The 25,484-nt window shown below is 68.4% G+C and carries 29 protein-coding genes; 17 read left to right on the top strand and 12 right to left on the bottom strand.

What is annotated here, in order from left to right; translation table 11 throughout:
• Positions 1-62: 62 nt before the first annotated feature.
• From nagA to HNP73_RS14300, 3 genes are read right to left on the bottom strand one after another with little or no spacing between them, the layout of a single operon-like run.
• Entirely contained in the window at positions 63-1,205 is a 1,143-nt protein-coding gene (nagA, locus tag HNP73_RS14310; RefSeq protein ID WP_184150985.1) for an N-acetylglucosamine-6-phosphate deacetylase, read from the bottom strand.
• The gene (locus HNP73_RS14305; RefSeq protein WP_184150981.1) at positions 1,202-2,233 is read right to left on the bottom strand and encodes an SIS domain-containing protein; all 1,032 of its coding nucleotides are present in this window, start codon (positions 2,231-2,233) and stop codon (positions 1,202-1,204) included. The genes nagA and HNP73_RS14305 overlap by 4 nt, the downstream gene beginning before the upstream one ends.
• Positions 2,234-2,242: 9 nt before the next feature.
• Positions 2,243-3,097: a glucosamine kinase nucleotide-binding domain-containing protein gene (locus HNP73_RS14300; protein ID WP_184150978.1), complete on the bottom strand. Its 855-nt coding sequence runs from the start codon at positions 3,095-3,097 to the stop codon at positions 2,243-2,245.
• Positions 3,098-3,323: 226 nt separating this feature from the next.
• Between HNP73_RS14300 and HNP73_RS14295 the strand changes: the two genes are divergently transcribed.
• The 4 genes from HNP73_RS14295 to HNP73_RS14280 all read left to right on the top strand — a co-directional run bounded on the left by HNP73_RS14295 (position 3,324) and on the right by HNP73_RS14280 (position 7,492).
• Positions 3,324-4,586 carry an ABC transporter substrate-binding protein gene (locus tag HNP73_RS14295; RefSeq protein WP_184150975.1) on the top strand — a complete coding sequence of 421 codons (1,263 nt, stop codon included), beginning with the start codon at positions 3,324-3,326 and terminating at the stop codon, positions 4,584-4,586.
• Between the two features lie 56 nt (positions 4,587-4,642).
• Positions 4,643-5,074 carry a type II toxin-antitoxin system PemK/MazF family toxin gene (locus HNP73_RS14290; protein ID WP_184150972.1) on the top strand — a complete coding sequence of 144 codons (432 nt, stop codon included), beginning with the start codon at positions 4,643-4,645 and terminating at the stop codon, positions 5,072-5,074.
• A 62-nt stretch (positions 5,075-5,136) separates the two neighbouring features.
• Positions 5,137-6,573 (top strand): Nramp family divalent metal transporter, encoded by a 1,437-nt coding sequence (locus HNP73_RS14285; protein WP_184150969.1) that lies wholly within the window; start codon positions 5,137-5,139, stop codon positions 6,571-6,573.
• A 4-nt stretch (positions 6,574-6,577) separates the two neighbouring features.
• Positions 6,578-7,492, top strand: a complete 915-nt coding sequence (locus HNP73_RS14280) for a carbohydrate ABC transporter permease (RefSeq protein WP_184150966.1) — start codon at positions 6,578-6,580, stop codon at positions 7,490-7,492.
• On the opposite strand, the gene HNP73_RS14275 is transcribed toward HNP73_RS14280, so the two are convergent.
• Genes HNP73_RS14275 through hisB form a run of 3 tightly spaced genes read right to left on the bottom strand, consistent with a single transcriptional unit; the run spans position 7,486 to position 9,180 of the window.
• Positions 7,486-7,944: a GNAT family N-acetyltransferase gene (locus HNP73_RS14275; protein WP_343063316.1), complete on the bottom strand. Its 459-nt coding sequence runs from the start codon at positions 7,942-7,944 to the stop codon at positions 7,486-7,488. The two genes, HNP73_RS14280 and HNP73_RS14275, sit on opposite strands and share 7 nt — an antisense overlap.
• Positions 7,941-8,582: an imidazole glycerol phosphate synthase subunit HisH gene (gene hisH / locus HNP73_RS14270; protein ID WP_184150963.1), complete on the bottom strand. Its 642-nt coding sequence runs from the start codon at positions 8,580-8,582 to the stop codon at positions 7,941-7,943. The genes HNP73_RS14275 and hisH overlap by 4 nt, the downstream gene beginning before the upstream one ends.
• Before the next feature lie 7 nt (positions 8,583-8,589).
• Positions 8,590-9,180, bottom strand: coding sequence for an imidazoleglycerol-phosphate dehydratase HisB (gene hisB, locus HNP73_RS14265; RefSeq protein WP_184150960.1), 591 nt, complete (start codon positions 9,178-9,180; stop codon positions 8,590-8,592).
• A 383-nt stretch (positions 9,181-9,563) separates the two neighbouring features.
• Between hisB and HNP73_RS14260 the strand changes: the two genes are divergently transcribed.
• The 9 genes from HNP73_RS14260 (at position 9,564) to HNP73_RS14220 (ending at position 17,717) form a co-directional block, all read left to right on the top strand.
• A complete protein-coding gene (locus HNP73_RS14260; RefSeq protein ID WP_184150957.1) occupies positions 9,564-9,959 on the top strand; it encodes a VOC family protein in 396 nt (131 codons plus the stop codon).
• 52 nt (positions 9,960-10,011) lie between these two features.
• On the top strand, positions 10,012-10,533 hold the full coding sequence (locus tag HNP73_RS14255) for a Twin-arginine translocation pathway signal (protein WP_184150954.1): 522 nt from the start codon (positions 10,012-10,014) through the stop codon (positions 10,531-10,533).
• Positions 10,534-10,549: 16 nt separating this feature from the next.
• The gene (locus tag HNP73_RS14250) at positions 10,550-12,121 is read left to right on the top strand and encodes a GMC family oxidoreductase (protein WP_184150952.1); all 1,572 of its coding nucleotides are present in this window, start codon (positions 10,550-10,552) and stop codon (positions 12,119-12,121) included.
• A 339-nt stretch (positions 12,122-12,460) separates the two neighbouring features.
• Complete coding sequence (locus tag HNP73_RS14245) at positions 12,461-13,774, top strand: glycosyltransferase (protein ID WP_184150949.1); 1,314 nt, start codon at positions 12,461-12,463, stop codon at positions 13,772-13,774.
• 105 nt (positions 13,775-13,879) lie between these two features.
• Positions 13,880-14,338 (top strand): carboxymuconolactone decarboxylase family protein, encoded by a 459-nt coding sequence (locus HNP73_RS14240; RefSeq protein WP_184150946.1) that lies wholly within the window; start codon positions 13,880-13,882, stop codon positions 14,336-14,338.
• A complete protein-coding gene (locus tag HNP73_RS14235) occupies positions 14,338-15,195 on the top strand; it encodes a sigma-70 family RNA polymerase sigma factor (RefSeq protein ID WP_184150943.1) in 858 nt (285 codons plus the stop codon). Before HNP73_RS14240 ends, HNP73_RS14235 begins: the two co-directional genes overlap by 1 nt.
• A 135-nt stretch (positions 15,196-15,330) precedes the next feature.
• Positions 15,331-15,669 carry a hypothetical protein gene (locus HNP73_RS14230; RefSeq protein WP_221288688.1) on the top strand — a complete coding sequence of 113 codons (339 nt, stop codon included), beginning with the start codon at positions 15,331-15,333 and terminating at the stop codon, positions 15,667-15,669.
• Between the two features lie 12 nt (positions 15,670-15,681).
• Positions 15,682-17,256, top strand: a complete 1,575-nt coding sequence (locus HNP73_RS14225) for a PepSY-associated TM helix domain-containing protein (RefSeq protein ID WP_184150940.1) — start codon at positions 15,682-15,684, stop codon at positions 17,254-17,256.
• A gap of 2 nt (positions 17,257-17,258) precedes the next feature.
• Positions 17,259-17,717: a hypothetical protein gene (locus HNP73_RS14220; protein ID WP_184150937.1), complete on the top strand. Its 459-nt coding sequence runs from the start codon at positions 17,259-17,261 to the stop codon at positions 17,715-17,717.
• Between the two features lie 42 nt (positions 17,718-17,759).
• Here the strand turns inward: HNP73_RS14220 and HNP73_RS14215 are convergent, their stop codons facing one another.
• From HNP73_RS14215 to HNP73_RS14190, 6 genes are all read right to left on the bottom strand, one after another.
• Positions 17,760-18,548: an amino acid ABC transporter ATP-binding protein gene (locus tag HNP73_RS14215; RefSeq protein WP_184150934.1), complete on the bottom strand. Its 789-nt coding sequence runs from the start codon at positions 18,546-18,548 to the stop codon at positions 17,760-17,762.
• Positions 18,549-18,849: 301 nt separating this feature from the next.
• Positions 18,850-19,512 (bottom strand): amino acid ABC transporter permease, encoded by a 663-nt coding sequence (locus HNP73_RS14210; protein ID WP_184150932.1) that lies wholly within the window; start codon positions 19,510-19,512, stop codon positions 18,850-18,852.
• The gene (locus HNP73_RS14205; RefSeq protein WP_184150931.1) at positions 19,509-20,153 is read right to left on the bottom strand and encodes an amino acid ABC transporter permease; all 645 of its coding nucleotides are present in this window, start codon (positions 20,151-20,153) and stop codon (positions 19,509-19,511) included. Before HNP73_RS14205 ends, HNP73_RS14210 begins: the two co-directional genes overlap by 4 nt.
• 10 nt (positions 20,154-20,163) lie before the next feature.
• Positions 20,164-20,982, bottom strand: coding sequence for a transporter substrate-binding domain-containing protein (locus HNP73_RS14200; protein ID WP_246399840.1), 819 nt, complete (start codon positions 20,980-20,982; stop codon positions 20,164-20,166).
• 174 nt (positions 20,983-21,156) lie between these two features.
• Positions 21,157-22,545, bottom strand: a complete 1,389-nt coding sequence (locus tag HNP73_RS14195; RefSeq protein WP_184150927.1) for an MFS transporter — start codon at positions 22,543-22,545, stop codon at positions 21,157-21,159.
• A 98-nt stretch (positions 22,546-22,643) separates the two neighbouring features.
• Positions 22,644-23,966: a FliI/YscN family ATPase gene (locus tag HNP73_RS14190; protein WP_184150925.1), complete on the bottom strand. Its 1,323-nt coding sequence runs from the start codon at positions 23,964-23,966 to the stop codon at positions 22,644-22,646.
• Positions 23,967-24,060: 94 nt separating this feature from the next.
• Here HNP73_RS14190 and HNP73_RS14185 point away from each other — a divergent pair, with 94 nt between their 5' ends.
• From HNP73_RS14185 to HNP73_RS14170, 4 genes are read left to right on the top strand one after another with little or no spacing between them, the layout of a single operon-like run.
• Complete coding sequence (locus HNP73_RS14185; protein WP_184150923.1) at positions 24,061-24,444, top strand: flagellar basal body protein; 384 nt, start codon at positions 24,061-24,063, stop codon at positions 24,442-24,444.
• A gap of 19 nt (positions 24,445-24,463) precedes the next feature.
• Positions 24,464-24,874 (top strand): flagellar basal body rod protein FlgC, encoded by a 411-nt coding sequence (gene flgC, locus HNP73_RS14180; protein WP_184150920.1) that lies wholly within the window; start codon positions 24,464-24,466, stop codon positions 24,872-24,874.
• Positions 24,875-24,885: 11 nt separating this feature from the next.
• Positions 24,886-25,185, top strand: coding sequence for a flagellar hook-basal body complex protein FliE (fliE, locus tag HNP73_RS14175; RefSeq protein ID WP_184150917.1), 300 nt, complete (start codon positions 24,886-24,888; stop codon positions 25,183-25,185).
• A gap of 18 nt (positions 25,186-25,203) precedes the next feature.
• Positions 25,204-25,470 carry a flagellar biosynthetic protein FliQ gene (locus tag HNP73_RS14170; RefSeq protein WP_184150914.1) on the top strand — a complete coding sequence of 89 codons (267 nt, stop codon included), beginning with the start codon at positions 25,204-25,206 and terminating at the stop codon, positions 25,468-25,470.
• Positions 25,471-25,484 lie beyond the last annotated feature (14 nt).

Genomic DNA, 25,484 nt, shown 5'->3' with positions numbered 1-25,484 from the left:
CCCCGGGCGTTTGGCCCTTCCTCTAAGGGAAACCCCACGGGGCTTCAAGCGCGGCTCCACGCTCAGAGCGGCACGCCCCCGCGCCAGACACCCGTGAGACACAGGTCCGTGTCGAGATGCACGAGATCGGCCGCACTTCCCGCGCTCAGCCGCCCCAAATCCGGGCGCCCGAGGGCGAGCGCGGGCGCCACCGTCGCCATGCGCAGCGCCTGTCCGAGGGTCAGCCCGACGTCGCGGGTCAGCACCCTGAGGCTCGCCGCCATGTCGATATCCGCCCCGGCCAAGGTGCCGTCCGCGAGCGTCAGGCGACCGTCGCGCCGCGAGATCGTGCGGCCGTTCAGCGTGAAGCTCATGGCATCGGTGCCGGCGACCGCCATTGCGTCCGTCACGAGAAAGATCGTGTCCGGTGCCGATTTCGCCGCGAGCGCCACGCGGATCGCGAGCGGATCGACGTGGACGCCGTCGGCAATCAGCCCGGCGCGCACGCCCTCGGCAGCAAGCGTCGCGCCGACGAGGCCGGGCGCGCGCGAGGCGAACTGACTCATGGCGTTGAAGAGATGCGTGACGACGCCGGCCCCGGCCGCGAACCCGGCGGCCGCGACCTCGGCGCTCGCGTCGCTGTGGCCGAGGCTGACGATGGCGCCGGCGGCCGTCAGCGCCGCGATCTGGCCCACGTCGGCCGCCTCGGGGGCAAGTGTCACGAGAAGCGCCGGCAGGCGCCGCGCCGCGTCTTCCAGAACCGCGAGATCCTCCGCCGTCATCGGCCGGATCAGCTTCGGGTCGTGCGTCCCCTTGCGGCGCGGATCGAGGTGCGGCCCCTCCAGGTGCAGGCCGAGAAAGCCCGGCACGCCCTCCGCCGCCGCGGCGACCCCCGCGGCAATCGCCGCGCGCGTAGTCTCGGGCGCGTCGGTGATGAGCGTCGGCAGCAGCCCCAGCGTGCCGAGACGCGCGTGGGTCTCACAGATCGTGCGGATGCCCGCGACGCTCGGCGCGTTGTTGAGCAGGATGCCGCCGCCACCGTTCACCTGCAGGTCGATGAAGCCCGGCGCCAGCGTGCCCCCCTTCAGCAGCACGCGCGGCCCGAGCGGCGCCTCGTCGGGGGGCAGGATATCCACGACCGTGCCATCCTCGACCACCAGCGTCGACGTGGCATGTAACCGATCGCCATCGAAGATCGAGGCGCCTTCGAAAACGGTGATGCTCATCGCGTCTCCGTGACCTTGCGCAGGTGCGGCGGCGTGTCGGGATTGAAGCCGCGGCGGCGGGCGAGTGCCTCGATGAAACGGTAGAACGACACCGCGGCGACCAGCGGCGCGGTCAGCGGATGGACGCCCTCCACCGAGGGCAGCGGTGTCACCGGCGGCCGGGCGCCCGGCGCGGTGAGAAAGACATCCGCCCCCTGCCCCGCCAGCCGCTCGGCGGTGGCGATGACCTGGCCCAGCGCCGCATCCGCGACACCGAGCGCGAGAATCGGGAAGCTCGCCTGCACCAGCGCCGCCGGCCCGTGCAGAACCTCCGCCGCCGAATAGCTCTCGGCGTGGATCGCGCAGGTCTCCTTGAACTTCAGCGCCATTTCCGCGGCGATGGCGAAGCCGGGGCCGCGGCCGAGGACGAACGCCTGGTTTGCCCGCACGAGGCGATCCGCCAGCGGCGTCCAGTCGCAGGCGAGCGCCCGGTCGAACTGCAACGGCAACTCGGCCACCGCCTCGCGCAGGTCGTCGTCCTGCCGCCACTCGGCGAGAAGCGCGAGCCCGGCGAGCACCGAGACCACGAAGGTCTTCGTCGCCGCGACCGACAGCTCCGGCCCCACATGAAGCGCCAGCGTATGATCGCAGGCGAGCGACATCGGCGCGCCGGCGGTGTTGGTGATCGCGACGGTCAGCGCGCCGCTGTCCCGCGCGCTCTCCATCATCGCGACGATGTCCGGGCTCTGTCCCGACTGCGAGATGCCGAGGCAGGCCGCGCCGTCGAGCCGCAGGCGCCGGCCGTAGACCGAGGCGACCGAGGGGCCGACCGACGCGACCGGGATGCCCGCCGTCATCTCGACGGCGTACTTGAGATAGGTCGCCGCATGATCGGACGAGCCGCGCGCGACGGTGACGAGCAGCCGCGGGTCGATCTCGCGCATCGCCTCCCCCGCCGCAGCGGTGGCGTCCGCCGCCTCGGTCAGGAAACGCGCGGCGGCGGCGGGGATCTCCGCAACCTCGGCCGCCATTTTGGTCTGTTGTGTCATGAACCGCTCCTAGACGAGACCGCGCGCCAGCGCGAGAGCCCCGTCGAGGGCACAGCCCTTGGCGAGGTGAATGAGGCTCGGATAACGATGCCCGAGACGGGCAGCGAACAGGGGTCCGAGCCCGCCGGTGAAGACGATGGGAAGCGCCCCGTCGGACTCGAGATGGTCAAGGGCACGGGCGATCCCCGCGTCGGCGGCGCCGAGGATCCGCTGCGCCGCCGCGTCGTCGCCCGCATCGAGAATGCGCGGCGCGGCCCGGGCGAAGTCGGCCGGCGTCGCGCGCCTTGCGAAGGCGACGATGGCGTCGGGCGAGCCCATCTCGCGCAGGATGGCCGCAAGCAGCGGCGTCTTCTCGACGAAACCGTCATGGGCCAGCAGCGCCGCCTCAAAGAGTCCGCGCCCCATCCATCCGCCCGAGCCGTGATCACCGAGAATGAGCCCCCAGCCGCCGGCGAGCCGCACCGTGCCCGCGCGCTGTACGCCGTAGACCGCGCCGGTGCCGATCGCGGCGACAATCCCGTCGTCGGCCCCGAGCGCCCCCTTCACCGCCACCACCACATCGTTTTCCACGCGCGAGCTGGCAAACGGCAGGCGCGCGCGAAACGCGGCCGCGGCCTCGACCACATTGGCGCCCGCAAGCCCGAGCACCGCCGTCAGCCGGGTGAGATCACGGCCCTCTTGTGCCGCGGTCATGGCGCCGGAGGCGGCTTCGAGGACGCTCGCAAGCGCCATGTCGGGATCGCTCACCACGTTCGCCGGCCCGCCCCGGCCTTCCCCGAGAATGCGCCCCGTCTCGTCCGCGAGCGCCGCACGGCACCCCGTGCCGCCGCCGTCGACACCGAGAAAGAGCTGCCCGCTGGTCATGCCGCAACCCCGCGATTGATCCGAGCCCCCGCGAGGCGCATCCCGGCGCAGCGAATCGCCGGCCGGGCCGGGCGCGCGTCGGGGGGCAGCGGCGCTCGGCGCACCATTCTCGCTCACTCCGACATTCCTAGACAAGAGATCGATCGCGCCTCGCGCACGAGAAGAGCGGTACACTCGACGGCACGAAAACCCGGCGCTAGGCTCATCGGACGCAGGGAGAGAAAACATGCACATCGGACTGAAAGGTCTCCTTCTAGGGACCACGCTTCTCGCCGGCAGCGCAGCGTCCGCTCAGGATGTGACGCTCACGATCGAGAGCTGGCGCAACGACGATCTCGCGATCTGGCAGGAGAAGATCATTCCCGCCTTCGAGGCGTCGCACCCCGGCGTCAAGGTGGCGTTCGCGCCATCGGCGCCGACCGAATACAACGCCGTACTGAACTCGAAACTCGACGCCGGATCCGCGGGCGATCTCATCACCTGCCGGCCATTCGACGCGAGCCTCGAACTCTTCAACAAGGGCAAGATCGCCGACCTGACCAGCCTCACGGCAATGGCGAACTTCTCCGACGTCGCCAAGGCCGCCTGGTCGACCGACGACGGAACGAAAACCTTCTGCGTGCCGATGGCGAGCGTGATCCACGGCTTCATCTACAACAAGGCCGCGTTCACCGAAGTCGGCGTCGAGCCGCCAAAGACCGAGGCCGAGTTCTTCGCCGTGCTGGAGAAGATCAAGGAAAACGGCAGCTATATCCCGATGGCGATGGGCACCAACGACCAGTGGGAAGCCGCGACGATGGGCTACCAGAACATCGGGCCGAACTACTGGAAGGGCGAGGAGGGCCGGCTCGCGCTCCTCAACGGCACCCAGAAGCTGACGGACGAGGGCTGGGTGGCACCGTTCCGCGAACTCGCGAAGTGGCGGGACTACCTCGGCGACGGCTTCGAGGCGCAGACCTACCCCGACAGCCAGAACCTCTTCACCCTCGGACGCGCCGCGATCTATCCGGCCGGCAGCTGGGAAATCTCGCCGTTCCGCACCCAGATCGCCGACGCCTTCGAAATGGGCGCCTTCCCGCCCCCGGTCCCGGCCGAGGGTGACAAGTGCTACATCTCCGACCACCCCGACATCGCGCTCGGGCTGAACGCGGCGTCGAAGAATGCCGACGCGGCAAAGCAGTTCCTCGAATGGGTCGGCACGGCCGAGTTCGCGACGATCTACGGCAACGCGCTGCCAGGCTTCTTCCCGCTGCAGAAGGAGACGGTGAAGATCGACGATCCGCTGGCACAGGAGTTCCTGTCCTGGCGCGAGACCTGCGCGTCGACGATCCGCTCCACCTACCAGATCCTGTCGCGCGGCACGCCGAACCTCGAAAACGAGACCTGGAACGCCGCCGCCAACGTGATCCGCGGCACCGAGACCGCCGAGGCCGCCGCGAAGCGCCTGCAGGAAGGCCTCGAAACCTGGTTCAAGCCGGCCGGCCAGTAAGGTCTGCGGAAAGCGCCGCCCGCAGGGCGGCGCTTTCCAATGTAAGCAAATTCCTCATGACACCGGCGGATGCGGCCGGACATGCCGGCTTCTGGTCTCTCGTGCCGGCCCGGCACGATCGGTCCGGTGCCAACACCGACGGCCGGACCAGCCAGTACCGTCCCGCGATCGTGGTCGCGGAAATCGGGCCTCGGGCGGGCGAGAGGACACCTCTGCTCCGGGTGGTGATGATCACGTCCGCCGCGAACCGTGGCTGGAGGGGTGACCTGGCGGTTCCCGACGACGACGCGACCGGCCTGCCGATCCCCCCGGTCGTCCGCAGCGCCAGGATCGCCACCATCGAGAGATCGCGCGCGGAGCCCCGCGGGACGGTTCCGCCGCAGGTTCACGCCCCGGTCGCGACCTATCTGCCATGGTTCCGCCCGCGCTACGCGCCGGAAGAGGTCACCCTTGCCCGTCGCGGGCTGGTGGATCGCCGGGCTGGTTGACGATTCGACAAGCGGACAGCAGCCTTGCCGCATGACGATTTCCAGGGGGGGGGACACCGTCAATGGCACACCACAAGCCCGGCGCTTCGGCCGCAGATCTCTTTCCGACGCACGTCCTCGGGCGGCCGGAAGTCCGCGAGCTGCCCGCGCCACCGGCAGATACCGCGAAGATCATCGGCCCCGGCATCATCGCGGCCGGTGTGGGGCTCGCGTCGGGGGAGTTCGTTCTCTACCCGTACATCGCAAGCCAGGTCGGCCTCGTCTTCGTCTGGGCCGCGCTCCTCGGGGTGATGACCCAGTTCTTCCTCAACATGGAAATCGAGCGGTACACGCTCGCGACCGGTGAGACCGTGCTGACGGGCTTCAGCCGCTTCTGGCGGCACTGGGGCCTGGTCTTCGCGGTCATGACCTATTTCGCCAACCTCTGGCCCGGCTGGGCGACGAGCTCGGCCACCATGCTCACCTATATCGTCGGCGGCGACCCGAAGTGGATTGCCGTCGGGATGCTGATCACCATCGGGCTCATCCTGACGCTCGCGCCGGTCGTCTACGTGATGCTCGAGCGGATGCAGATGGTGAAGGTGGCGGCGGTCGGCCTGCTCATCATCGTCGCAGGCATCTTCGTCATCACCGCCGACGACTGGGCGGCCCTGCCGCAGATCGTCACCGAGGCGCGGATCCCCGCGCAGGAACTCGGCTTTGCCGTGCTGCTCGGCGCGCTCGCCTTCGCCGGCGCGGGCGGCGGACAGAATCTCTGCCAGTCCAACTGGATCCGCGACAAGGGCTTCGGCATGGGCAAGTACGTGCCGCACATCAAGAGCCCGATCACCGGCGAGCCCGAGGCGACACCGAGCACCGGCTACGTGTTCGAACCGACGACCGAGAACCTTGCCCGCTGGCAGCGCTGGTGGCGCTTCGCCAACGTCGAGCAGCTCTCGACCTTCGTGCTCATCACATTCGTCACCATCACCTTCACGTCCCTTCTCGCCTACGCCACCGTCTACGGACAGGCGGGGCTCGCGAACAGCATCGGCTTCGTGCTGAACGAGGGGCAGGTCCTGCAAGAGCGCGTCGGCTCCTGGTTCGGCTATCTCTTCTGGTTCATCGGAGCGTTCTCGCTCTTCGCCGCCGCGACCGGCATCGTCGACTACACGAGTCGGCTGGCGGCGGACGTTCTGCGCACCTCGTACATGAAGCGCGCGAACGAGAGCCGGCTCTATTTCTTTCTGGTCTGGGGGCTCGTGCTGATCGGCATCCTCGTGCTGGTCTTCGGCGCCGCGCAGCCGCTCGTGCTCCTCGTCATCTCCGCCTGCGTCGGCGGGTTGATGATGTTCATCTACTCCGCTCTGCTCATCATCCTGAACCGGCGCGTGCTCGTCCCCGCGATCCGTCCCGGCATCGGTCGGGTCGCAGCACTCGCTTGGGCTTTTGTGCTTTTTGGCATACTCTCCATCCTCACGCTCGTGCAGCAGATTCCGAAACTCTGGACAGGATCGTGATGAAATGACCGAACGCCGCCCCTTCCCCTGGCATGTCGCGGTGTTCCTCGCACCGGCGGTGATCGTCTACACCGCCGTCATGATCGTTCCGCTGTTCGGGACGCTCCAGCTCTCGCTCTTCCGCGTGGTGGAGGACGTGCAGAAGTTCGTCGGGCTCGACAACTTCCGCACGCTCTTCGGCGATCCGCGCTGGTCGGCAAGCTTCTGGAACGCGCTCGGCAACAACTTCTGGTTCTTCCTGATCCACATGATCGTGCAGAATCCGATCGGCATCCTGCTCGCTGCCCTGCTCTCCGCGCCGCGGCTCCGCTTCGCGGCGTTCTACCGCTCGGCGATCTTCGTGCCGACGGTCCTCAGCTTCGTCGTCGTCGGCTTCGTCTGGAAGCTGATCCTGTCGCCGGTCTGGGGCATCGCGCCGTCGATGCTCGACGCGGTCGGGCTGAAGTCCCTGTTCCAGCCGTGGCTCGGCAAGGAAGGCACCGCCCTCACCACCCTCGCGCTCATCTCGGTCTGGCAGTTCGTCGGCATCCCGATGATGCTGATCTACGCGGCGCTGATCTCGATTCCCGAAGAGGTGCTGGAGGCCGCCGACATGGACGGGATCACCGGCTGGTCGCAGTTCTGGAAGATCAAGCTGCCGATGATCCTGCCGTCGATCGGCATCATCTCGATCCTGACATTCGTCGGCAACTTCAACGCCTTCGACCTCATCTATGTCAGTCAGGGCGCCCTCGCCGGGCCAAACTTCGCCACCGACATCCTCGGCACGTTCCTCTACCGGACGTTCTTCGGCTTCCAGCTCCAGCTCGGCGACCCGCACATGGGCGCTGCCATCGCCACCGCGATGTTCGCGATCATCCTCGTCGGCGTGTCGGCCTACCTCTTCGGCATCCAGCGGCGGCTCCGGCGCTATCAGTAGTCGCGCCGGGGGATGCGCTTCTCGAAGAACACCCGGTCGTAGCCCTCATCGCGGCGGCGGCCGGTCTCGACGTAGCCGAGATGCGGGTAGATCGCGACGTTCTCCACCATCTTCGCGTTGGTGTAGAGCCGCACCCATCCGAGCCCGAGCCGCCGCGCCTCGTCCTCCGCAAACCGAATGAGCGCCTTGCCGATGCCCTCGCCCGCAAACTCCGGCAGCACGGCGACGGCATCGAGCAGCAGTTCGTCCCCGGCCGGATTGATGTGGAGGTAGCCCGCGACGGTACCCTCCAGCTCAGCCACATGGATCTGGTCCGCCGCGATGGCGGTGGCGACGTCGGTGTCCATCGGCGCGGGCCGGCGGCCGATCGCCGCCACATAGCGGGCATATGCCGCCTCGGCGCAGCCACGGACCGCCGGCGCGTCCGAGGCGACGGCCGGCCGGATCCTCACGGCCGCCAGGCGAGGAAGTTCGCGATCAGCCGCAAGCCCGTCGCCTGACTCTTCTCCGGATGAAACTGCGTGCCGATCAGGTTGTCGCGGGCAATCACCGCCGTCACCGGGCCACCGTGATCGGCGGTGGCCAGCCGGTGCGCCGGATCCTCCGGGATCAGGTGATAGGAATGCACGAAATAGGCGTGATCGCCGGTGGCGATGCCGGCAAGCACCGGATGTTCGCCGCTCAGCTCCAGCGCGTTCCAGCCCATGTGCGGCACCTTCAGCCCCGGATCCGTCGGCGCGAGGCGCACGACCTCGCCCGGGATCCAGCCGAAGCCCGCGTGATCGCCGAATTCACGCCCGACGGTCCCCATCATCTGCTGGCCGACGCAGATGCCGAGAAACGGCGCCCCCTGCCGGATCGCGCGGGTCTCGATCGCCTCGAAGAGACCGGGGATCGCCGCAAGCCCGGCACGGCAGTCCCCGAACGCCCCGACGCCGGGCAGCACGATGCGCTCGGCCTTCAGCACCGCCTCGGGGTCGGCGCTGACGACGACCCGGCCACCCTGCCCGGTCTCCGCCGCCATGCGCTGGAAGCTCTTCTCCGCCGAGTGCAGGTTGCCGCTCTCGTAGTCGACGATGATCGTGGTCATGGGGCGGTCACTCCGAGAGCGTCCCCTTGGTGGAGGGAATGCCGCTGCTGCGCGGATCGGGCTCGACCGCGGTGCGCAGCGCCTGTGCCACGGCCTTGAACGTCGCCTCGGCGATGTGGTGGCTGTTCTCACCATCGAGCATCGCCACGTTGAGGGTCATCCGCGCGTTCATCGCGAAGGCGGTGAAGAACTCGCGCACCAGCTCGGTGTCGAAGCGGCCGATCTTTTCGGCCGGAAACTCGACCTTCCAGACGAGAAATGGCCGGCCCGAGAGATCGAGCGCGGCGCGCACCAGCGCCTCGTCCATGGCGAGGTGGCACGAGCCGTAGCGCCGGATCCCGCGCTTGTCGCCCAGCGCCTCGGCGAGCGCCCGGCCGAGCGCGATACCCACGTCCTCGACGGTGTGGTGGTCGTCGATGTGGAGATCGCCGGCGGCGCGAACCTCGATGTCGATGAGCGAGTGGCGGGCGAGCTGGTCGAGCATGTGGTCGAAGAAGCCGACGCCAGTCTCGATAGAGTGCCGGCCGGTGCCGTCGAGGTTCAGCCTGACGCTGAGATTGGTCTCGGCGGTGCCGCGGCTGACTTCGGCTTCACGCATGGTCTGCAAACTCCGGGGAAACGACGCGCGCGGGTTATAGCCGCGCCCGCCCGGGGGTCCAAGCGTGGATTGCGCGTCGGCCTCGGGGGGCAAGCCCCCGCTCGGCCGGCGCGGGTCGGTCGGCCGCCTTTGCGGCCTCGCTTCAGCGGCACGGGCTGACGCCCGTTCAGGGATTCATTCTCCCCGCTGTTGCGGGGCCCCTCGTCCCTGCCCGATAGGCTTCTGCCAGTATGAAAACCAGGACGCCCGCGAGACGGGGTTCCGCATCACCGGCGTTCCGGCGTCCGTGCGTTCACGTGGTGTAGTATGGGGATACTACCCGCCCAGTTTCCCCGAAGCCTACCCTTCTCAAAACGGGCTTGAAACCCCGCACAGGAGGAAACATGACCAAGGTCGTCCACAGCATGATCCGCGTGCTCGACGAAGCGCGATCGGTTGCATTCTACCGCGAGGCCTTCGGGCTCGGGATCGCTGACCGGCTGGATTTTGACAGCTTCACGCTCATCTACCTCTCCAACGCCGCCGCCGACTTCGAGATCGAGCTTACCGTCAACAAGGATCGCACCGAGCCCTACGATCTCGGTGACGGCTACGGCCACATCGCCTTCGTCGTTGAAGACGTGGACAAGGAGCACGCCCGCTTCGAGGCGGCGGGCCTCGCCCCGCGCAAGCTCGTCGATTTCAGGAACAATGGTGAACTCGTCGCGCGCTTCTTCTTCGTCGCCGATCCGGACGGATACATGATCGAGGTGATCGAACGCGGCGGCCGCTTCCGCTGACGCACCGCTCACCCACGCCAGCCAGATAACAAGAGCCAGTCGGGAGGATATCATGACAGAGTTGAGATCGCGCGGCCTCACCCGTCGCGCGCTGCTTGCGCACGCGGTGGTGGCAGGCGCGGCATTCTCGATCGGCAGCGGGTTTGTCGCCGCACGCGACGCCGCATGGGCCCTCGAGGTGACAAACCTGAAGCCCGAGACGATGGCGACGCTGATCCAGATGGCGCGCGACGTCTACCCGCACGACAAGGTCGCGGACAACTTCTATGCCATCGCCGTCAAGGGCTATGACACCGCCGAGGACGCCGCCGCGATCGAGGCCGGGGTGGCCGCGCTCGACGCCGCGGCTCAGGGCGCGGGGTATGCGAACTACCTCGCCGTCGGCTGGGAGAGCGACCGGGTCGCGATCCTGAAGGGCATGGAGAACAGCCCGTTCTTCCAGACGATCCGTGGCGGCCTCGTCACCGGTCTCTACAACCAGAAAGAGGTCTGGCCGATCTTCGGCTACCAGGGTGAGAGCTACAGCCAGGGCGGCTACATCCACCGCGGCTTCGACGACATCAGCTGGCTCTGAGAGGGAGGACGCAATCATGGTCGCGAAGTTCGATCTCAACGACGACAGCGTGGTGGTGATCGTGGGCTCCGGCGCCGGTGGCGGCGTGCTCGCGAACGAGCTGGCGCAGAAGGGCGTCAAGGTGGTCTCGATCGAGGCCGGCGGGCGCTATCTGCCCGAGGACTACATCAACGACGAGTGGGCAAGCTTCCAGCAGCTCGCCTGGACCGACATGCGCACGACCTCGGGCGACTGGCGCGTGGCGCGTGACTTCGCCAACCTGCCGACCTGGATCGTCAAGGCGGTCGGCGGCACCTCGATCCACTGGGCGGGCGCCAGCCTGCGCTTCCAGGACCACGAGTGGAAGGCGAAGACCACCTACGGCCCGATCTCCGACGCCAACCTGCTCGACTGGCCGATCGACACCGCCGAGATGGACCCCTGGTACACCAAGGCCGAGCACAAGCTCGGCGTGACCCGCACCGAGGACCGCGCCGGGCTGCCGCCCAGCAACAACTACAAGGTGTTCGAGGCCGGCGCCAAGGCCATCGGCTACAAGGACGTCCACACCGGGCGGATGGCGATCAACTCCGCCGAGTTCGACGGACGCAGCGCCTGCCAGCAGACCGGCTTCTGCTTCCAGGGCTGCAAGTGGGGCGCGAAGTGGTCGACCGCCTACACCGACATCCCGCGCGGCGAGGCGACGAACAACCTCGAAGTGCGTGACCGCTGCTTTGCGGTCAAGATCGAGCATGATGACAAGGGCAAGGTGACCGGGGTCGTCTACATCGACGCGGACGGCAAGCAGCAGCTCCAGAAGGCGCGGGTGGTCTCGGTCGCCTGCAACGCGATCGAGAGCCCGCGGCTGCTTTTGAACTCGGCCTCGTCGATGTTCCCGGACGGTCTCGCGAACTCCTCGGGTCAGGTCGGGCGCAACTACATGCGTCACACCACCGGTTCGGTCTACGCGGTCTTCGACAAGCCGGTCAGCATGTGGCGCGGCACGGTGATGGCGGGCTACATCGGCGACGAGCGCCACCACGACCCAAACCGTGGCTTCGTCGGCGGCTTCGAGTTCGAGACCCTCTCCCTCGGCCTGCCGTTCACCGCGGCGTTCCTCGATCCGGGCGCCTGGGGCCGCGAGTTCACCTCGGCGCTCGATTCGTACCAGAACATGGCCGGGCTCTGGATCGTCGGCGAGGACATGCCGCGCGAGACGAACCGCGTCACGCTCAACACCGACGTCAAGGACACGAACGGACTTCCGGTGCCGAACGTGCACTTCGACGATCATCCGAACGACAATGCGATGCGCGACTACGCCTACAAGAAGGGCGAGGAGATGTATCGCGCAGTCGGCGCGACGCGGGTGTTCCCGACGCCGCCCTATCCCTCGACCCACAACCTCGGCACCAACCGGATGAGCGAGAAGCCGCAGGACGGCGTGGTGAACAAGTGGGGTCAGAGCCACGACGTCGCGAACCTCTTCGTTTCGGACGGCAGCCAGTTCACCACTGGCGGGGCGGAGAATCCGACGCTCACCATCGTCGCCCTCGCCATCCGGCAGGCCGACCACATCGCGGGCGAGCTCTCCAAGGGCAACCTCTGAGCGATGCCCTTCCGGAGGCGTCGCCCGGCGCGCCGCCTCCGATCCCGCGCGACAACGCCCTATAGTTGTCGAAAACGATCACGAACGCCCGAACTCCGGCTGAGCTGGTTTGAAGGCGGTGGATGTTGAGAAATCACTCCTTGCGTGGAATCTCGCGCTAACGTACTTTTAATCTATAGCATGTCTGGGGCCTGCCTTCATGGTTAGGTAACGGTCAAGCCATTGATTTGAAAGAGGGGGGGCTCTTTCCAGTATTCTGGGCGCCTCCGTGGGGATTCTGACGTGAATGTTCTGCCGCCGGGCTCTTCGGGTTCATCCCGTCGCGTGTTGCTGTTCTCATTGCATGACCTCGTTCCTGCTCCGTGGAACGGTGTCATCTACGAGTTCATGGACGTCGTGCGCCGGATGGAAGATGCGACACTCGTCGCACCGGTCGTGCCCGACCCGTACAATCGTTCGTTCTGGAAGAATTGCCGCAAGACGATGCGGAACACGCTGGGGAGGCTCCTCGCGCTCGCCGCGATGCCGACTGCTTCCGAGGCACCCAGAACCGAGGTAGAGGGCGATTTCGACCTCACGTTCTACGCCTGCCAGTTCCCGCACGAGATCCGCGAGATCAACTGCGTCCCCGGCTGGCGCAAACGGACGCGCAAGGCGTGCATCTTCCTCCTCGAAACCTGGTCTCGCGACGTGGAGAAGCTGCGCCAGCACTACCGCCACCTCGACATGTTCGACCACGTCTTCGTCTTCAATGCCGGCAGCGTCCCGCTCATCCAGCGGCACACCCGCACCCCGGTGACCTATCTCCCGACCGCCGTCGACACGCTCCTGCTCCCGGCGAGCCGCTACACCGTCAGCCAGCGCTGCGTCGACTACGTCTGCATCGGCCGGCGGCTCAATCGGGTGCATGGCCGCATGCTCGAACTCTGCGGCCGCGACAATCGCTTTTACGTCTTCGACCTCTGGCGCGGGATGAAGGCGAAGGACTGGGATGCCGTGCGCCTGCAGAATGCCGACCTCGCCGCCAGGGCGCGTCACTACGTCGTTTGGAAGCCGGTCAAGGGCACGGGCGCCGCCGCCGAGACCACGCTCACCACCCGCTACTTCGAGGGCGCAAGCTCCGGTGCGGTGATGATCGGCTCGACCCCCGACATCCCCGAGTTCAAGGGGCTGTTCAGCTCGCCCGAGGCGATCGTCAACATGCCGACGGACCCGGACAGGACGGCCGACTTCCTCGAACAGCTCGAAGCCGATGCCGATCGCTACGCCGCCATCGCGCGCGCGAACCGCCTCGACGTGCTGTCGCGGCATGACTGGGCGCACCGCTGGGCAGAGATGCTCGCCGTCCTTGGCCTCGCTTCGAGCCCCGGGCTCGACGCGCGCCTGGCCGAGCTTCGGCGGCGCCATGCGGTCGAAAGCGGCGCCGAACCGCACCTGATCGAAGTGAGGCTCCCCGCCGCGATGCCGGTTGCCGCGCCGACCCTCGCGGCGGCCTCCGCGATGGCCTCCGCATCGAGCCCGGTGTCGGCCGCGCCCCCCGGCGGATTGCACAACGCGATCCCCGGCACATTGTCGGGCGCATTGCCTGGAACGATACCGGGCGACGCGGCCCTCCCGAACCCGGAGCCGGCCCAGGCGCGGCAGGCCCACTGAGCCGGCGCCGCGCGGGCAGCAGATGCGCGAAATAACCGCAGGCCATGTCACACCGGCGGGTGTAGGCTCGTCATGAAGTCGGAACCCAAGAGAAAGGAACCGACCATGACCCCGAAGTTCGACCCGTTCGCCGCCGCGCCCGCCCTCATGAAGGCCTGGCGTGAGACGGGACAGGCGGTCAGCGCCAGTCTCGACCCGACGCTCGTCCACCTTATCGAAATCCGCTCCTCGCAGATCAATGCCTGCGCCAACTGCATCAACATGCACACCATCGCGGCGCGCGCGGCCGGCGAGACCGACCAGCGCATCGACCTGCTGCCGGCGTGGCGCGACGCGCCCTGCTACAATGATCGCGAGCGCGCGGTGCTCGCCTGGACCGAGGCGCTCACCCGGCTCTCCGAAGGCCATGAGCATCTCGATGCCTACGACGCGCTGGCAAAGCAGTTCACCGAGGAGGAGCGCACGAAAATCACGCTGATGATCAACATGATCAACGGCTGGAACCGCATTTGCGTCGGCTTCGGGCTCTGGCTCGACCCCGCCCGGGGTCGCAAGGCGGCCTGATGGCGAGCCTGCGCCACGATGACGCGGCGGCGAGCTTCGACCCCCTGCGACCGAAGCTCGTGCGTGTCGCCTACCGGATGCTCGGCTCGGTCGCTGACGCCGAGGACGCGGTGCAGGAGGCCTTCATCCGCTGGATGCGGGCCGACCGCGCGGCCGTGCGCGAGCCGGAGGCATTCCTGCGCCGCACCGTCACCCGCCTCTGCCTCGACCAGCTGAAATCGGCCCGCAGGCGCCGCGAGACTTACGTCGGCCCGTGGCTCCCGGAGCCGGTGATCGAGGAGGAGGAGGCAGAGGACGTCACACTGCCCCTCATGCTGGCGCTCGAGCGCCTCTCGCCGCTCGAACGTGCGGCGTTCCTGCTGCACGACGTCTTCGGCGTCGGCTTCGAGGAGGTCGCCGCCACCATCGAGCGCGACCCCGCCGCCTGCCGCCAGCTCGCGGCCCGCGCGCGCAGCCATGTGCGCGAGGCGCGGCCGCGCTTCCGGCTGGACCGCCAGCGAGGCCTCGACCTCGCGGCAGCGTTCTTCCAGGCATCGCGCAGCGGTGACATGAGCGCGCTCGGCGAGATGCTCGCCGCCGACGTGAGCGTGCACGCCGATGGTGGCGGCAAGCGTCCGGCAGTCGGCAAGCCGATCGAGGGCTTCGATGCGGTGACGCGCCTGCAGACTTCGCTCGCGGTTTTCTTCCGGAAGAACGCCTCGACGCTGCTGCGCACGGTCTTCGTCAACGGCCTGCCCGGATTCATCACCCGCGAGGCCGATGGCGAGCTCCAGACCACGGCGCTCGAGATCGAGGGCGACCGGATCGCTGCGATCTACGTGGTCCGAAACCCCGACAAGCTCCGCCACCTGCACTGATCCCGGCGAAAGGCCGCCTCCCTGCGGGGCGGCAGCCAACTCCCGGGTTGAATTCTCGACTGATTTGCTCGATTGAAAGGCCAGCCAAACGCTGCACCCGCGCTCAGCCACTGTCCCGAACCGATGGAGTGGCGTGTGCAGAGTTCCCTTGAAACGAACCGGACCGGCCGGCGGAGCGTCCTGCCGCGCGACGCAGCCCGCTGGATCGAGGCGCGCCCGGCGCTCGTGCGCTGGCTTCTCGCCGGGCCGGGCGCGATCCTCGCGGCGCTCGCCACCATGGCCGCCATGCCGCTCTGGATGCCCGCCGGCGCCGCGGGCGTGAACGACATCGCCCTGCCGATCCTGCTCATGCCGCTGCTCTGGGCCGTGCCGTTCTTCCATGCGGTGCTCGCCCCGAACCTCGTGCGCGCGAGCGCCATCCTCTCGGCGGTGATCCTCGTGCAGGTCGCCGCCGTCCTCGTCTCCCTCGCCTGAGGAGGGCACAGAATGGCAATCGGACAGATCGAACTGAAGCGCCTGACCGCGATCCATGGCTGGTCGGCGGTGATCCTCGGGCTCCTGCTCTACGTCGTGGTCGCGACCGGCGCCGTCGCGGTCTTCGCCGAGGAAATCGGCCGCTGGTCGGCGGGTGGCCTGCGCACCGCCGCGCCGCTGGAACAGCCGGTCGACGCCACCCTCCGCCGCCTCTCCCGTGAGGTCGAGCCGGAATATCGCGAGGACGTCGCGGTCTGGGGCGGCGCGGGGCGCAACCTCTTCGCGTTCTTCCACACCCACGCGGTGAACCCGGACACGGGCGTGCTCGAAGACAAGGGCACCATGTTCCGCGCCGACAGCGTCACCGGCAAGGTGATCGACCGGCATGATGGCTTCATCTGGAACGACCCGGCGGCGTGGGACGACAGCGCGCTGCGCCACTTCCTCGTGGAACTCCACGTCCAGCTCTACCTGCCCTCGCCGTGGGGGCTCATCCTCACCGGCATCCTTGGCCTCACGATGATGGCCGCGGTCGTCTCCGGCGTGCTCATGCACCGCCACGTGATCCGCGACCTCTTCGTCGCCGAGCGCGGCGGCGGCCGGCTCGTCGGCGCGCGCGACCGGCACGCGCTGGTGTCGAGCTGGAGCATCCCCTTCGCATTCCTGCTCGCCTTCACCGGCTCGTTCTTCAGCCTCGCGGGCACCATCGGGTTCCCGCTCGTCGCGACGGTGGCGTTCAGCGGCGATCAGGAGGCGCTGAGCGCCACGCTCTTCGAGCCGCCCGCCCCGGTCGACGAGACGCCCGCGACGCTCGCCAATCTCAACGCGATGATTTCCGATTCCCGTGCCCGGGCCGACAGCGAGGCGACGTATCTCGACGTGGCGCATTTCGGCCGCAGCGATGCCCGCGTCACCGTCTGGCACGCTCCCGGCCACGGCGGCATGATCTACCCGGTCAATCGGTACGACGGCGCGACCGGCGTCTGGCTCGGGGCGCAGGCCCCGCTCGGCACCGCGCCCTCCCTCGGCGGCACGCTCTACGGACTCATGTATCCGCTGCACTTCGGCCATTTCGCCGGGGTCTTCTCCCGGATCGTCTGGGGCGCCCTCGGCGTCACCATGTGCGTGGTGATCCTCTCGGGCTTCCGCCTCTGGGTGCGCCGCCGCGAGGCCGATCCCGCATGGCGCCGTTTCGGGCAGGCAGTGCAGATCACGGGCTACGGCCTGCCGATCGGCATGCTGGCCTCGGGCTATGCCTACTACCTGAGCCGCCCGTCCGCCGACCCGTTCTTCTGGACGCCGCTCGGCTTCGTCGTCGGCGTGGCTCTCGCCGTGGCACTCGGCCTCCGGGTGCCCGACGAACGGCGCTACGGTACGCTGGCACAACGACTGCTGGCGGTGCTCTGCGCCGGCCTGCCGGTGCTGCGCCTCGCCACCGGCGGCATGGACTGGGCGACGGCGCTGATGCACGGCCAGACCGACATCGTGACCATCGACCTCCTGCTCGTCATCGCGGGCGCCAGCCTCTGGTGGTTCGCCCGGCCAAAGCGCCCGGTGGTGCGCCTTCTCACCGAACCCGCGGAGTGACCATGGCCGCCACCGCTCTCGCCATCGCGCTCAGCCTCGTCGGGCTCGCCTGGCTCACCGGCACCGATCCGAAGCGCCGGCGGGCCTTCCGCCTGCCACCGGCGGCGGCGTCGCACCCCCGCGCCGGCTGGGCCGTCGCACTCCTGCCCGGGCTCGCCCTGCCGTTCCTTGCCGGCGGCGGCGGCTTCGTCATCTGGATCGGCGCGGTCTCGGTCGCAGGCTGGGCCATCGCCGCCCTGCCCCCGGAGCGCACCGCGCGCCTCGCCGGGCACTGCGCCACGCTCATCGGCCGGATCACAGCACGTCCCGCCCGGGGGGCGAGCTCGCCGTCAGGCGACCGCATCGCCGCGCTCGAAGCCCGCATCCTTGCCCTCGAGGCACGGCTCGCCGCCATCGCCCCGGAGCCGGCCGCAGGGCAAGTCGAGCCTCGCCGATCATCATCTTCCTTGCGATCCGCCTGACGCAGCGAAAGCTATTCAATAGCTTGATCTCCTGCGCCGCGCTCAGAGCAGCGTCGCCGCCCCACGATCGAGGTAGGTCTCGAGGAACCGGTCGATCCGCGGGTTCCGCGGCTTGCCGAAGACCTCGCCCGGCCTGCCCTCGACGAGGATCCTGCCGTGGTCGAGAAAGACGATCTTTGATGCCACCGACGCCGCGAACCCGATCTCGTGCGTCACCACCAGCATCGTGATCCCCGTCACCGCGAGGTCACGCATGACGTTCAGAACCTCGCCGGTCAGCTCCGGGTCGAGCGAGGCGGTCGGCTCATCGAACAGCAGGATCCGCGGCTCCAGCGCCAGCGCCCGCGCGATCGCCACCCGCTGCTGCTGGCCGCCCGAAAGCTGGCTCGGATAGTGCTGCGCCCGGTGCGCCAGCCCCACCCGCTCCAGCTGCGCCATCGCCTTCACCTCGGCCTCGCGCCGCGACAGCCGCAGCACGTGGGTCAGCGCCTCCGAGACATTCCCGAGCGCCGTCATGTGCGGCCAGAGATTGAACTGCTGGAAAACCATGCCGATCCGCTTGCGCACCGCCCGGATCTGCCCGGCCGACAGCCGCACCCGCTTGCCGCCCGGCCCGGGCCCGAATCCGAGCGGCTCGCCGTCGATCTCGATCAGCCCGCCGGTTGCCTCTTCCAGGAACGCCACGCAGCGAAGCACCGTGCTCTTGCCCGACCCGGACGGCCCGATGATGCAGGTCACCTCCCCCCGCGCCGCCTCGAACGACAGCCCGTCGAGCACCCGCGTCTCGCCGAAGTCCTTCACCAGCCCCTTGATCGCAACTGCCGGCGTCATGGCCGCCTCCCTTCGTTCGCTGAGGGAAACCTCGGCCGCCCCTCTGGTCGCAACGCCGACGCCAGACGGATTTGGCGGGTGACAAATCCGTCCGCGCACGCCCCTGCGGGGGGCGGGCGCGTTTCCGCGCCCACCCGGGGCGCACACGGCCGGATTGGCGCCCTTCCGCAGAAATCTTCACCCCTGCGGCCCTCCGCGCGTCCCGCGCTCCAGCCCGCGGCCCGGCCGAGGCATTGCCTCGGCTTCTCGGGCCGGATCTCGCGCGGACCTTCGGCGCGCGCCTCGCTCGACTGTTCCCGCATCATGCGAACCGATACTTCGCCAGCCGCCGCTCCGCCCAGCGCCCGGCGCCGCCGCAGGCTTCGACGAGCGCCCAGTAGATCAGGGCGAGCACCGTGAAGCTCTCGACGAACGCATAGTTCTGCGTCCCGAGCGCGCTCACCGTCAGCGTGAGTTCCGGCACCGAGATGATCGAGAGGATGGCCGTCTCCTTCAGCATGAGGATCGTCATGTTCACCATCGCCGGCAGGATGAGCGTGGTCATCTCCGGCAGCATGATCCGCGTCATGGTCTGCACCGGCCCCATCCCGACGCAATCCGCCGCCTCGAGATGCCCTTTCGGGATGGCGTCGAAGCCGGCACGCCAGAGCTCGGAATAGTAGGCCGCCGCATAGACCGACAGCGCGATGATCCCGGCCGGCAGGTTGTCGAGGCTGAGGCCGATCAGCGGACCGCCGTAGTAGAGCAGGAACACCTGCACGAGGAACGGCGTGCCCCGGATCACCTCGACCGGCACGAAGAGCACCGCGTTCGCCACCCGGCCGCCATAGCGCCGCGCCACCGCGATCAGGAACCCGAGCGCGAGCCCGAGCGCGACGCAGACCACCCAGATAAACAGGGTCACCCCGATGCCGCGCAGGATGTCGGGCGCCGAGGCGAGGATCAGGCTGAAATCGAACTTCATAGCCGCCCCCATGAGAGCCGCGCCTCAAGCCCCCGCCCGACCAGCGCCACGACGATGCTGATGCAGAGATAGATGAACCCCGCCGCCGCATAGAGCTCCAGCGGCCGGTAGGTCGAGGCCGCGAGGTCCTGCGCCATGCGGGTCAGCTCGACGACGCCGACCACCGAAACGAGGGACGACGACTTCAGCATCATGATCCACTCGTTGATGAGCCCGGGCAGCGTCAGCTTGAACGCGATCGGCAGACGGATGCGCCGGAACGTGGTGAGCCGCGACATCCCCGCCATGTCCGCCGCCTCGACGAGGCCAGTCGGGACCGCCGCGAAGCCGCCCCGCATGATCTCGGCCTGATAGGCCGCGGTACAGAGCGACATGCCGGCGACCGCCGCCACCTCGGAAGGCACATCGAGGCCGATCGACGGCAGCAGGTAGTAGATCAGGAGCAACTGCACGAGGAGCGGCGTGCCGCGGAAGAAGCTGACGAAGAGCCACCCCGCCCCGCGGGCGAAGCGGTTCTGCGACATGTTCGCGGCACAGACCCCGGTGGCGAGCAGAAAGCCGATGACGCCGATCGAGACGACGCTGAGAATCACCGTCAGCCGCGCCGCCTCGAGCAGCAGGAGGAAGAGCTTCCAGCTCAAGACCGGCCCGTCAGAACGCGGCGTCGGTCAGGGGCGCGTCCGGCGTCTCGAAGGTGATGCCGAACCACTTCTTCTGGAACTCCGCGAGGCGGCCGTCCTGCTTCATCGCGAGGATCGCCGCGTCGACCGCATCCATCAGGGTCTTGTACTCGGGATCCTTGCGGCCCGGGTAGCCGAAGTAGGTCTTGGCACCGAAAGGCGGCTCGACCAGCTCGAACGTCTCCGGCCGCTGCTGCGCCACGTAGGCGATGTTCGGGAACGAGTTCGCCACCGCCACGACGCGCCCGGCGGCGAGATCGGCGTAAGCCTCGTTGAAGCTCACGTACTCCTTGGTCTCGATCGGCTCGGGCAGGGTCTTGGCGAATTCGAGCAGCTGGGCAAGCTGTGCCGTCGCCTTGCCAGAGCCGACGGTCTTGCCGGCGATGTCCTCGGGCTTGGTGATCTCTTCATCGCCCGCCTTCTTCAGCAGCGCCACCGTCGCCTCGGCGACCGGCACGCTCCAGCGATAGCGCTCCATGCGGGCCTTGGTGATGGTTGCCGGTCCGGCGACCATATCGAACTTGCCGCTCTCGAGGCCCGGAAGCACGCCGTCCCACGGCAGCGTCACCCACTCGATCTTGACGCCCAGCGCCTCACCGATCGCGCCGAAGACGTCGATGTTCATGCCGGCGTGGTCGCCCGCGTCGATGAAGTCGAACGGCGCGAAGGCGGTCTCGGTGCCGACCTTCAGCACGCCGGCCGCCTTGACCCGCTCGAGCGCATCCTCGGCGTGCGCGACCGTGCCGAGAGCGAGCGCGAGAACGCCCGCCGCGATTGTCTTGAGAAGCATGCTCGCCATCCTTGATGCTCCGGTGTCCATCGCCGGAATTCGGCGACCCCGGGGCGCATATGACACGAATTCCGACAACGCACGCCAGCTTTTGTGACTGTTGAGCGGTGCGCGGCGTAAATCGCCCGGGATCGCATCGGGCGGAACAGCGGCGGTCTGGCGGACAGACAGGTTTCAGGCGCGCGATGGCATCCGGCGATGACCGGAGACCGCGGACCCTGCGTCGCTCGGCAAGCGGAGGAAGACGATTGCCGAAAGCGAAGCGACGATGGCAACCACCACGAAGGCGATGTGGAAGTCCTCAAGCCGCAGCGGGCCGCCGTGGACCCGGGCGGCGAGGTCGAGAATTCCGCCGGCGAGGGCCACGCCCACCGCCAGCGACACTTGCTGGAAGACCGCGTTGATCGTCGTCGCCTGCGCGCTGTCACGGTCCTCGATGTCAGAGAAGACCAGCGCGTTCACGCCGGTGAACGAGATCGACCTGAGGATTCCGCCCACGAGGAGGCAGAGCATGATGAGGCTCTTCGGCGTGTCGGGGAAGAACAGCGCGTTGACCCCGATGAGCGCCGCCGACCCCACCGCCCCGACGACGAAGACGTTGCGGAAGCCGAAGGTCCGATAGATCCACTGCACGCCGAACTTCGAGAACAGCGCCCCGACCGCGCCCACGAACGTGATGAGGCCCGACTGGAACGGCGACAGCCCGAAGCCGAGCTGCAGCATCAACGGCAGCAGGAACGGGATGGCGCCGATGCCGATCCGGAACAGCGACCCGCCGATGATCGCGGACCGAAACAGCGGATAGCGCATCATCGCCGGGTCGAGCAGCGGATAGGGTGTGCGCCGGGCGTGCCAGAGGTAGACCCCGCCCGCGACGATGCCGGAGGCGACGGCGGCATAGCCCCAGGCGATCGGCAAGGCGGGGAGGCTCATCACCGACAGGCCGAAGACGAAGCCGCTGAACGCCACACCCGAGAGCAGGAACCCGACGGCGTCGATCGGGCGCGGCTCGACCGTCTCGCCGGCAGGCAGATAGCGGGAGACGAGGATGATGCCGACGATGCCGATCGGCACGTTGATGAGAAAGATCCAGTGCCAGGTGGCATAGGTGGTGATGAAGCCGCCAAGCGGCGGGCCGAGGATCGGGCCGACCAGCGCGGGGATGGTGAGCCATGCCATGGCGCCGACGAGCTCGTTGCGCGGCGTGCCGCGCACCAGCAGCAGGCGGCTGACCGGAGTCATCATCGACCCGCCCATGCCCTGAACGAAACGCGCGATGACGAAGGCGTGGATCGAGCCGGAGAGGGCGCAGGCGATCGAGCCAAGCACGAAGACGCCGATGGCGACGCGAAAGACGTTCCTGGCCCCGAAGCGATCGGCCATCCATCCCGAGATCGGGATGAAGATCGCCAGTGCGACGAGGTAGGACATGACCGCGAGCTTGAGAGTGACCGGCGAGGTCCCGAGATCCGCCGCGATCGCCGGCAGGGATGTGGCGATGACGGTCGAGTCGATCTGCTCCATGAAAAGAGCGACCGCGAGGATGAGCGGGAGAAGCGGCATGAGAAGGGGGCTTAGTGCGCGGCCCTACCCTTGGCAATGCCGCGACTGTGATTTTCGCGCTTCGATACTTCAGCAGTGACGGATCTGTAGAGGCCCCGTCATCCGACAACTTCTCCCAGCCGCTCGAAGCTCTGCCCGACGCCCTCGGGGGCCCGTTCGGTGAAGAACGCGTCGAGCTTCGGCCAGACGCGGATCGCCTCGTCGATGCCGGGGTCACTGCCCGGAGCGTAGAGGCCTGTCTGGATCATCAGCGCAGCATTCTCGTAGGCGGTCAGCACCCGGCGGGTGCGGGAAATCATGGCGTTCTCCGCCTCGCTCGCGATGCCGGGCAGGCTGCGCGACACGCTGCGCCGCACGTCCACCGCGGGAAAGCGCCCGCGCTCGGCAATCGCCCGATCGAGCACGATGTGGCCGTCGAGCACGCCCCGGGTGATGTCGGCGATCGGCTCTTCCATGTCCGAGGCGGCGACCAGCACCGAGAAGATCGCTGTGATGTCGCCCTTGCCGAACGCCCCGGGCCCCGCCCGCTCGCAGAGTGCGGCGATGAGGTTCACGACTGACGGCGGAAAACCCCGGAGCGTCGCCACTTCGCCGGCGGTGAGGGCGATCTCGCGGTGCGCCTCGGCGAAGCGGGTGAGCGAGTCGATGAGCAGGAGGACGTGGCGCCCCTGATCGCGGAAGACCTCGGCCGTTGCCATCGCCATCCAGGCGGCGCGGCGCTTGATGAGCGGCGCCTGATCCGAGGTGGCGGCGACGACCACGGCGCGCGCCATGCCCGCCGGGCCGAGGACGTTGTCGACGAAGTCGCGCAGCTCCCGTCCCCGTTCGCCGATCAGGGCGAAGACGACGATATCGGCCTCGATGCCGCGGGCGAGATCGCCGAGCAGCGTCGACTTGCCGACGCCCGATCCCGCGAAGACGCCGATCCGCTGACCACGGGCGAGCGGCAGCACCGTGTCAAAGACCGTGAGGCCGGTGGCGAGGCGCCCGCCGAGGCCCTTGCGCGTGGCAGGCGCCGGCGGGCTGCGCCGCAGCGTCGCGCTGGCGGCACCAGGGGAGAGCGGCCGGCCGTCGAGCGGCAGGCCGAATGCATCGACGATCCGCCCGACCCAGGTCTCTGCCGGGTGGACGCCGGCGGCGCCGAGAAGCGTCGCCGCGTTGCCGACAGCCGCGCCGTCGAGCGGCCCGTAGGTCATCGCGCGGACCACCTGCTCCGAGACGCCAACGACCTCGCCGCCGATCTCGCTCACCTGCGCCGCGCCATTGCCGACGCCGATCGCCACCTGATCGCCGATCCGGGCATGGTTCGACAGCCCGGCGATCTCGAGGGCGGCGGTGCCGACAGCCGTGACCCGGCCGACCCGGCGCTGGTTCGGGATGCGGGCGAGCTCGGCGGTGAGGGCGGAGAAGTCAGTCAGCACCGTCAGGGCTCCCGGACGTGGTTAAGCGATTACACTTTCTCAACCATCGAGCGTTAAGCCCGCGTTGACGCAGAGACGCAGGAGCCCCCGACTGATGGATCTGAACATCCTGAACCTCGCAAGCGCGCTTGCCCGCCACGCATCGGCCCGCCAGCAGGTGATCTCGGAGAACGTGGCGAATGCCGACACCCCCGGCTACCGCGCGCGCGACATCAGGGCCTTTGGCGAACTCGTCGATACCGGCCCGGCCTTCGAGGCGAAGCGCACGCGCCCCGGGCATGTGGCGTTCGGCTCGACGATCAACGGCTTCGAGCCGGAGCTTTCCGCCGGCTTCGGCGCGGAGACGCCGAACGGCAATTCGGTCTCGCTCGAGGACCAGATGATGCGGGGTGCAGAAGTGCAGCAGGCGCACGGCCTCGCGATCGGCGCCTACTCCAAGTCCCTCGCGATCCTGCGTTCCGTCGTCGCCACCCGCTGATCCGCTGAAAGACTCCCCCATGAACGAGATGATGAAGACGATGGCCGCCTCGGCGAGCGGGATGGCGGCGCAGGCCGCGCGAATCCGGCTCGGCTCGGAGAACATCGCGAACGTCGACACACCCGGCTATCACCGCAAGACCGTCAGCTTCGAGCAGACGTTCGGGCAATCGTTCGGGCAACCCTTCAGCGACGACAGCCGCGCCGTGGTGACCGGACCGGTCCGGCTCGACCAGAACGAGCTCGCGCGCACCTACGATCCGACCAACCCGCTCGCCGGCAAGGACGGCTACACCGAAGGCTCGAACGTCGACCTGCTCGTCGAGATCGCCGACGCCCGCGAGGCAAACCGCTCCTACGAGGCGAACCTGAAGATGTTCGATCAGGCGCGGCAGATGGCGAGCTCGCTTCTCGATCTCATTCGCCGCTGAGAAAGAACCCCATGGACATCAAGACGACTCTCGCCTCGCAGATCTACTCCCAGACCCGGACGGTCGCGAAACCCGTGCCGCAGGACACCGCCGTCAGGAGCGCCGGTCAGGCCTTCGAGGCGGCGGCGAGCGACTTCATGGCGACCTTGCGCGAAAGCGAGGACACCGTGAAGGCCGGCCTCGCGGGCCGCGCCGATCCGCAGGCGGTCGTCGAGGCGCTGGCCGCGACCGAACTCGCGGTACAGACCGCCGTCGCAGTGCGCGACAAGGTGGTCGAGGCCTATCAGGAAATCCTTCGGATGCCGGTCTGACGGACGAAGGGCGCTTCCATGGACGAGGCCGCGGTCCTCGACATCCTGCGGGCGGCGCTCTGGACCGCCCTGACGGTCTCGACGCCCGTGCTTGCCGTGGCGCTCGCCGTCGGCCTCGCGATCGGCCTCCTGCAGGCTCTCACCTCGGTGCAGGAAGCAACGCTTACCTTCGTGCCCAAGCTCTGCGCGATCCTCGCGGTCTTCTGGCTGACCATGAGCTTTTCCGGGCATACGCTGGTGCGCTTCTACCAGGACCAGATCATTCCCAAGATCGTGCTCGACTGAGTGAAGCCCCGCCG

The sequence above is a fragment of the Amaricoccus macauensis genome (assembly GCF_014201905.1).
Lineage (GTDB): Bacteria > Pseudomonadota > Alphaproteobacteria > Rhodobacterales > Rhodobacteraceae > Amaricoccus > Amaricoccus macauensis.
Note: the sequence above shows the minus strand (reverse complement) of the source record. Positions and strands in the feature narration are given on the sequence as shown.

What these genes read in the sequence shown, in the direction of transcription:
- HNP73_RS14170 (WP_184150914.1), top strand. Translation starts at nt 25,204, where the DNA reads ATGGACGAGGCCGCGGTCCTCGACATCCTGCGGGCGGCGCTCTGGACC.
- HNP73_RS14235 (WP_184150943.1), top strand. Translation starts at nt 14,338, where the DNA reads ATGGCGAGCCTGCGCCACGATGACGCGGCGGCGAGCTTCGACCCCCTG.
- nagA (WP_184150985.1), bottom strand. Translation starts at nt 1,205, where the DNA reads ATGAGCATCACCGTTTTCGAAGGCGCCTCGATCTTCGATGGCGATCGG.
- HNP73_RS14260 (WP_184150957.1), top strand. Translation starts at nt 9,564, where the DNA reads ATGACCAAGGTCGTCCACAGCATGATCCGCGTGCTCGACGAAGCGCGA.
- HNP73_RS14290 (WP_184150972.1), top strand. Translation starts at nt 4,643, where the DNA reads ATGACACCGGCGGATGCGGCCGGACATGCCGGCTTCTGGTCTCTCGTG.
- fliE (WP_184150917.1), top strand. Translation starts at nt 24,886, where the DNA reads ATGGACATCAAGACGACTCTCGCCTCGCAGATCTACTCCCAGACCCGG.
- HNP73_RS14295 (WP_184150975.1), top strand. Translation starts at nt 3,324, where the DNA reads ATGCACATCGGACTGAAAGGTCTCCTTCTAGGGACCACGCTTCTCGCC.
- HNP73_RS14220 (WP_184150937.1), top strand. Translation starts at nt 17,259, where the DNA reads ATGGCCGCCACCGCTCTCGCCATCGCGCTCAGCCTCGTCGGGCTCGCC.
- HNP73_RS14185 (WP_184150923.1), top strand. Translation starts at nt 24,061, where the DNA reads ATGGATCTGAACATCCTGAACCTCGCAAGCGCGCTTGCCCGCCACGCA.
- HNP73_RS14255 (WP_184150954.1), top strand. Translation starts at nt 10,012, where the DNA reads ATGACAGAGTTGAGATCGCGCGGCCTCACCCGTCGCGCGCTGCTTGCG.
- HNP73_RS14210 (WP_184150932.1), bottom strand. Translation starts at nt 19,512, where the DNA reads ATGAAGTTCGATTTCAGCCTGATCCTCGCCTCGGCGCCCGACATCCTG.
- HNP73_RS14305 (WP_184150981.1), bottom strand. Translation starts at nt 2,233, where the DNA reads ATGACACAACAGACCAAAATGGCGGCCGAGGTTGCGGAGATCCCCGCC.
- hisH (WP_184150963.1), bottom strand. Translation starts at nt 8,582, where the DNA reads ATGACCACGATCATCGTCGACTACGAGAGCGGCAACCTGCACTCGGCG.
- HNP73_RS14200 (WP_246399840.1), bottom strand. Translation starts at nt 20,982, where the DNA reads ATGCTTCTCAAGACAATCGCGGCGGGCGTTCTCGCGCTCGCTCTCGGC.
- HNP73_RS14250 (WP_184150952.1), top strand. Translation starts at nt 10,550, where the DNA reads ATGGTCGCGAAGTTCGATCTCAACGACGACAGCGTGGTGGTGATCGTG.
- HNP73_RS14225 (WP_184150940.1), top strand. Translation starts at nt 15,682, where the DNA reads ATGGCAATCGGACAGATCGAACTGAAGCGCCTGACCGCGATCCATGGC.
- flgC (WP_184150920.1), top strand. Translation starts at nt 24,464, where the DNA reads ATGAACGAGATGATGAAGACGATGGCCGCCTCGGCGAGCGGGATGGCG.
- hisB (WP_184150960.1), bottom strand. Translation starts at nt 9,180, where the DNA reads ATGCGTGAAGCCGAAGTCAGCCGCGGCACCGCCGAGACCAATCTCAGC.
- HNP73_RS14300 (WP_184150978.1), bottom strand. Translation starts at nt 3,097, where the DNA reads ATGACCAGCGGGCAGCTCTTTCTCGGTGTCGACGGCGGCGGCACGGGG.
- HNP73_RS14285 (WP_184150969.1), top strand. Translation starts at nt 5,137, where the DNA reads ATGGCACACCACAAGCCCGGCGCTTCGGCCGCAGATCTCTTTCCGACG.
- HNP73_RS14280 (WP_184150966.1), top strand. Translation starts at nt 6,578, where the DNA reads ATGACCGAACGCCGCCCCTTCCCCTGGCATGTCGCGGTGTTCCTCGCA.
- HNP73_RS14240 (WP_184150946.1), top strand. Translation starts at nt 13,880, where the DNA reads ATGACCCCGAAGTTCGACCCGTTCGCCGCCGCGCCCGCCCTCATGAAG.
- HNP73_RS14215 (WP_184150934.1), bottom strand. Translation starts at nt 18,548, where the DNA reads ATGACGCCGGCAGTTGCGATCAAGGGGCTGGTGAAGGACTTCGGCGAG.
- HNP73_RS14195 (WP_184150927.1), bottom strand. Translation starts at nt 22,545, where the DNA reads ATGCCGCTTCTCCCGCTCATCCTCGCGGTCGCTCTTTTCATGGAGCAG.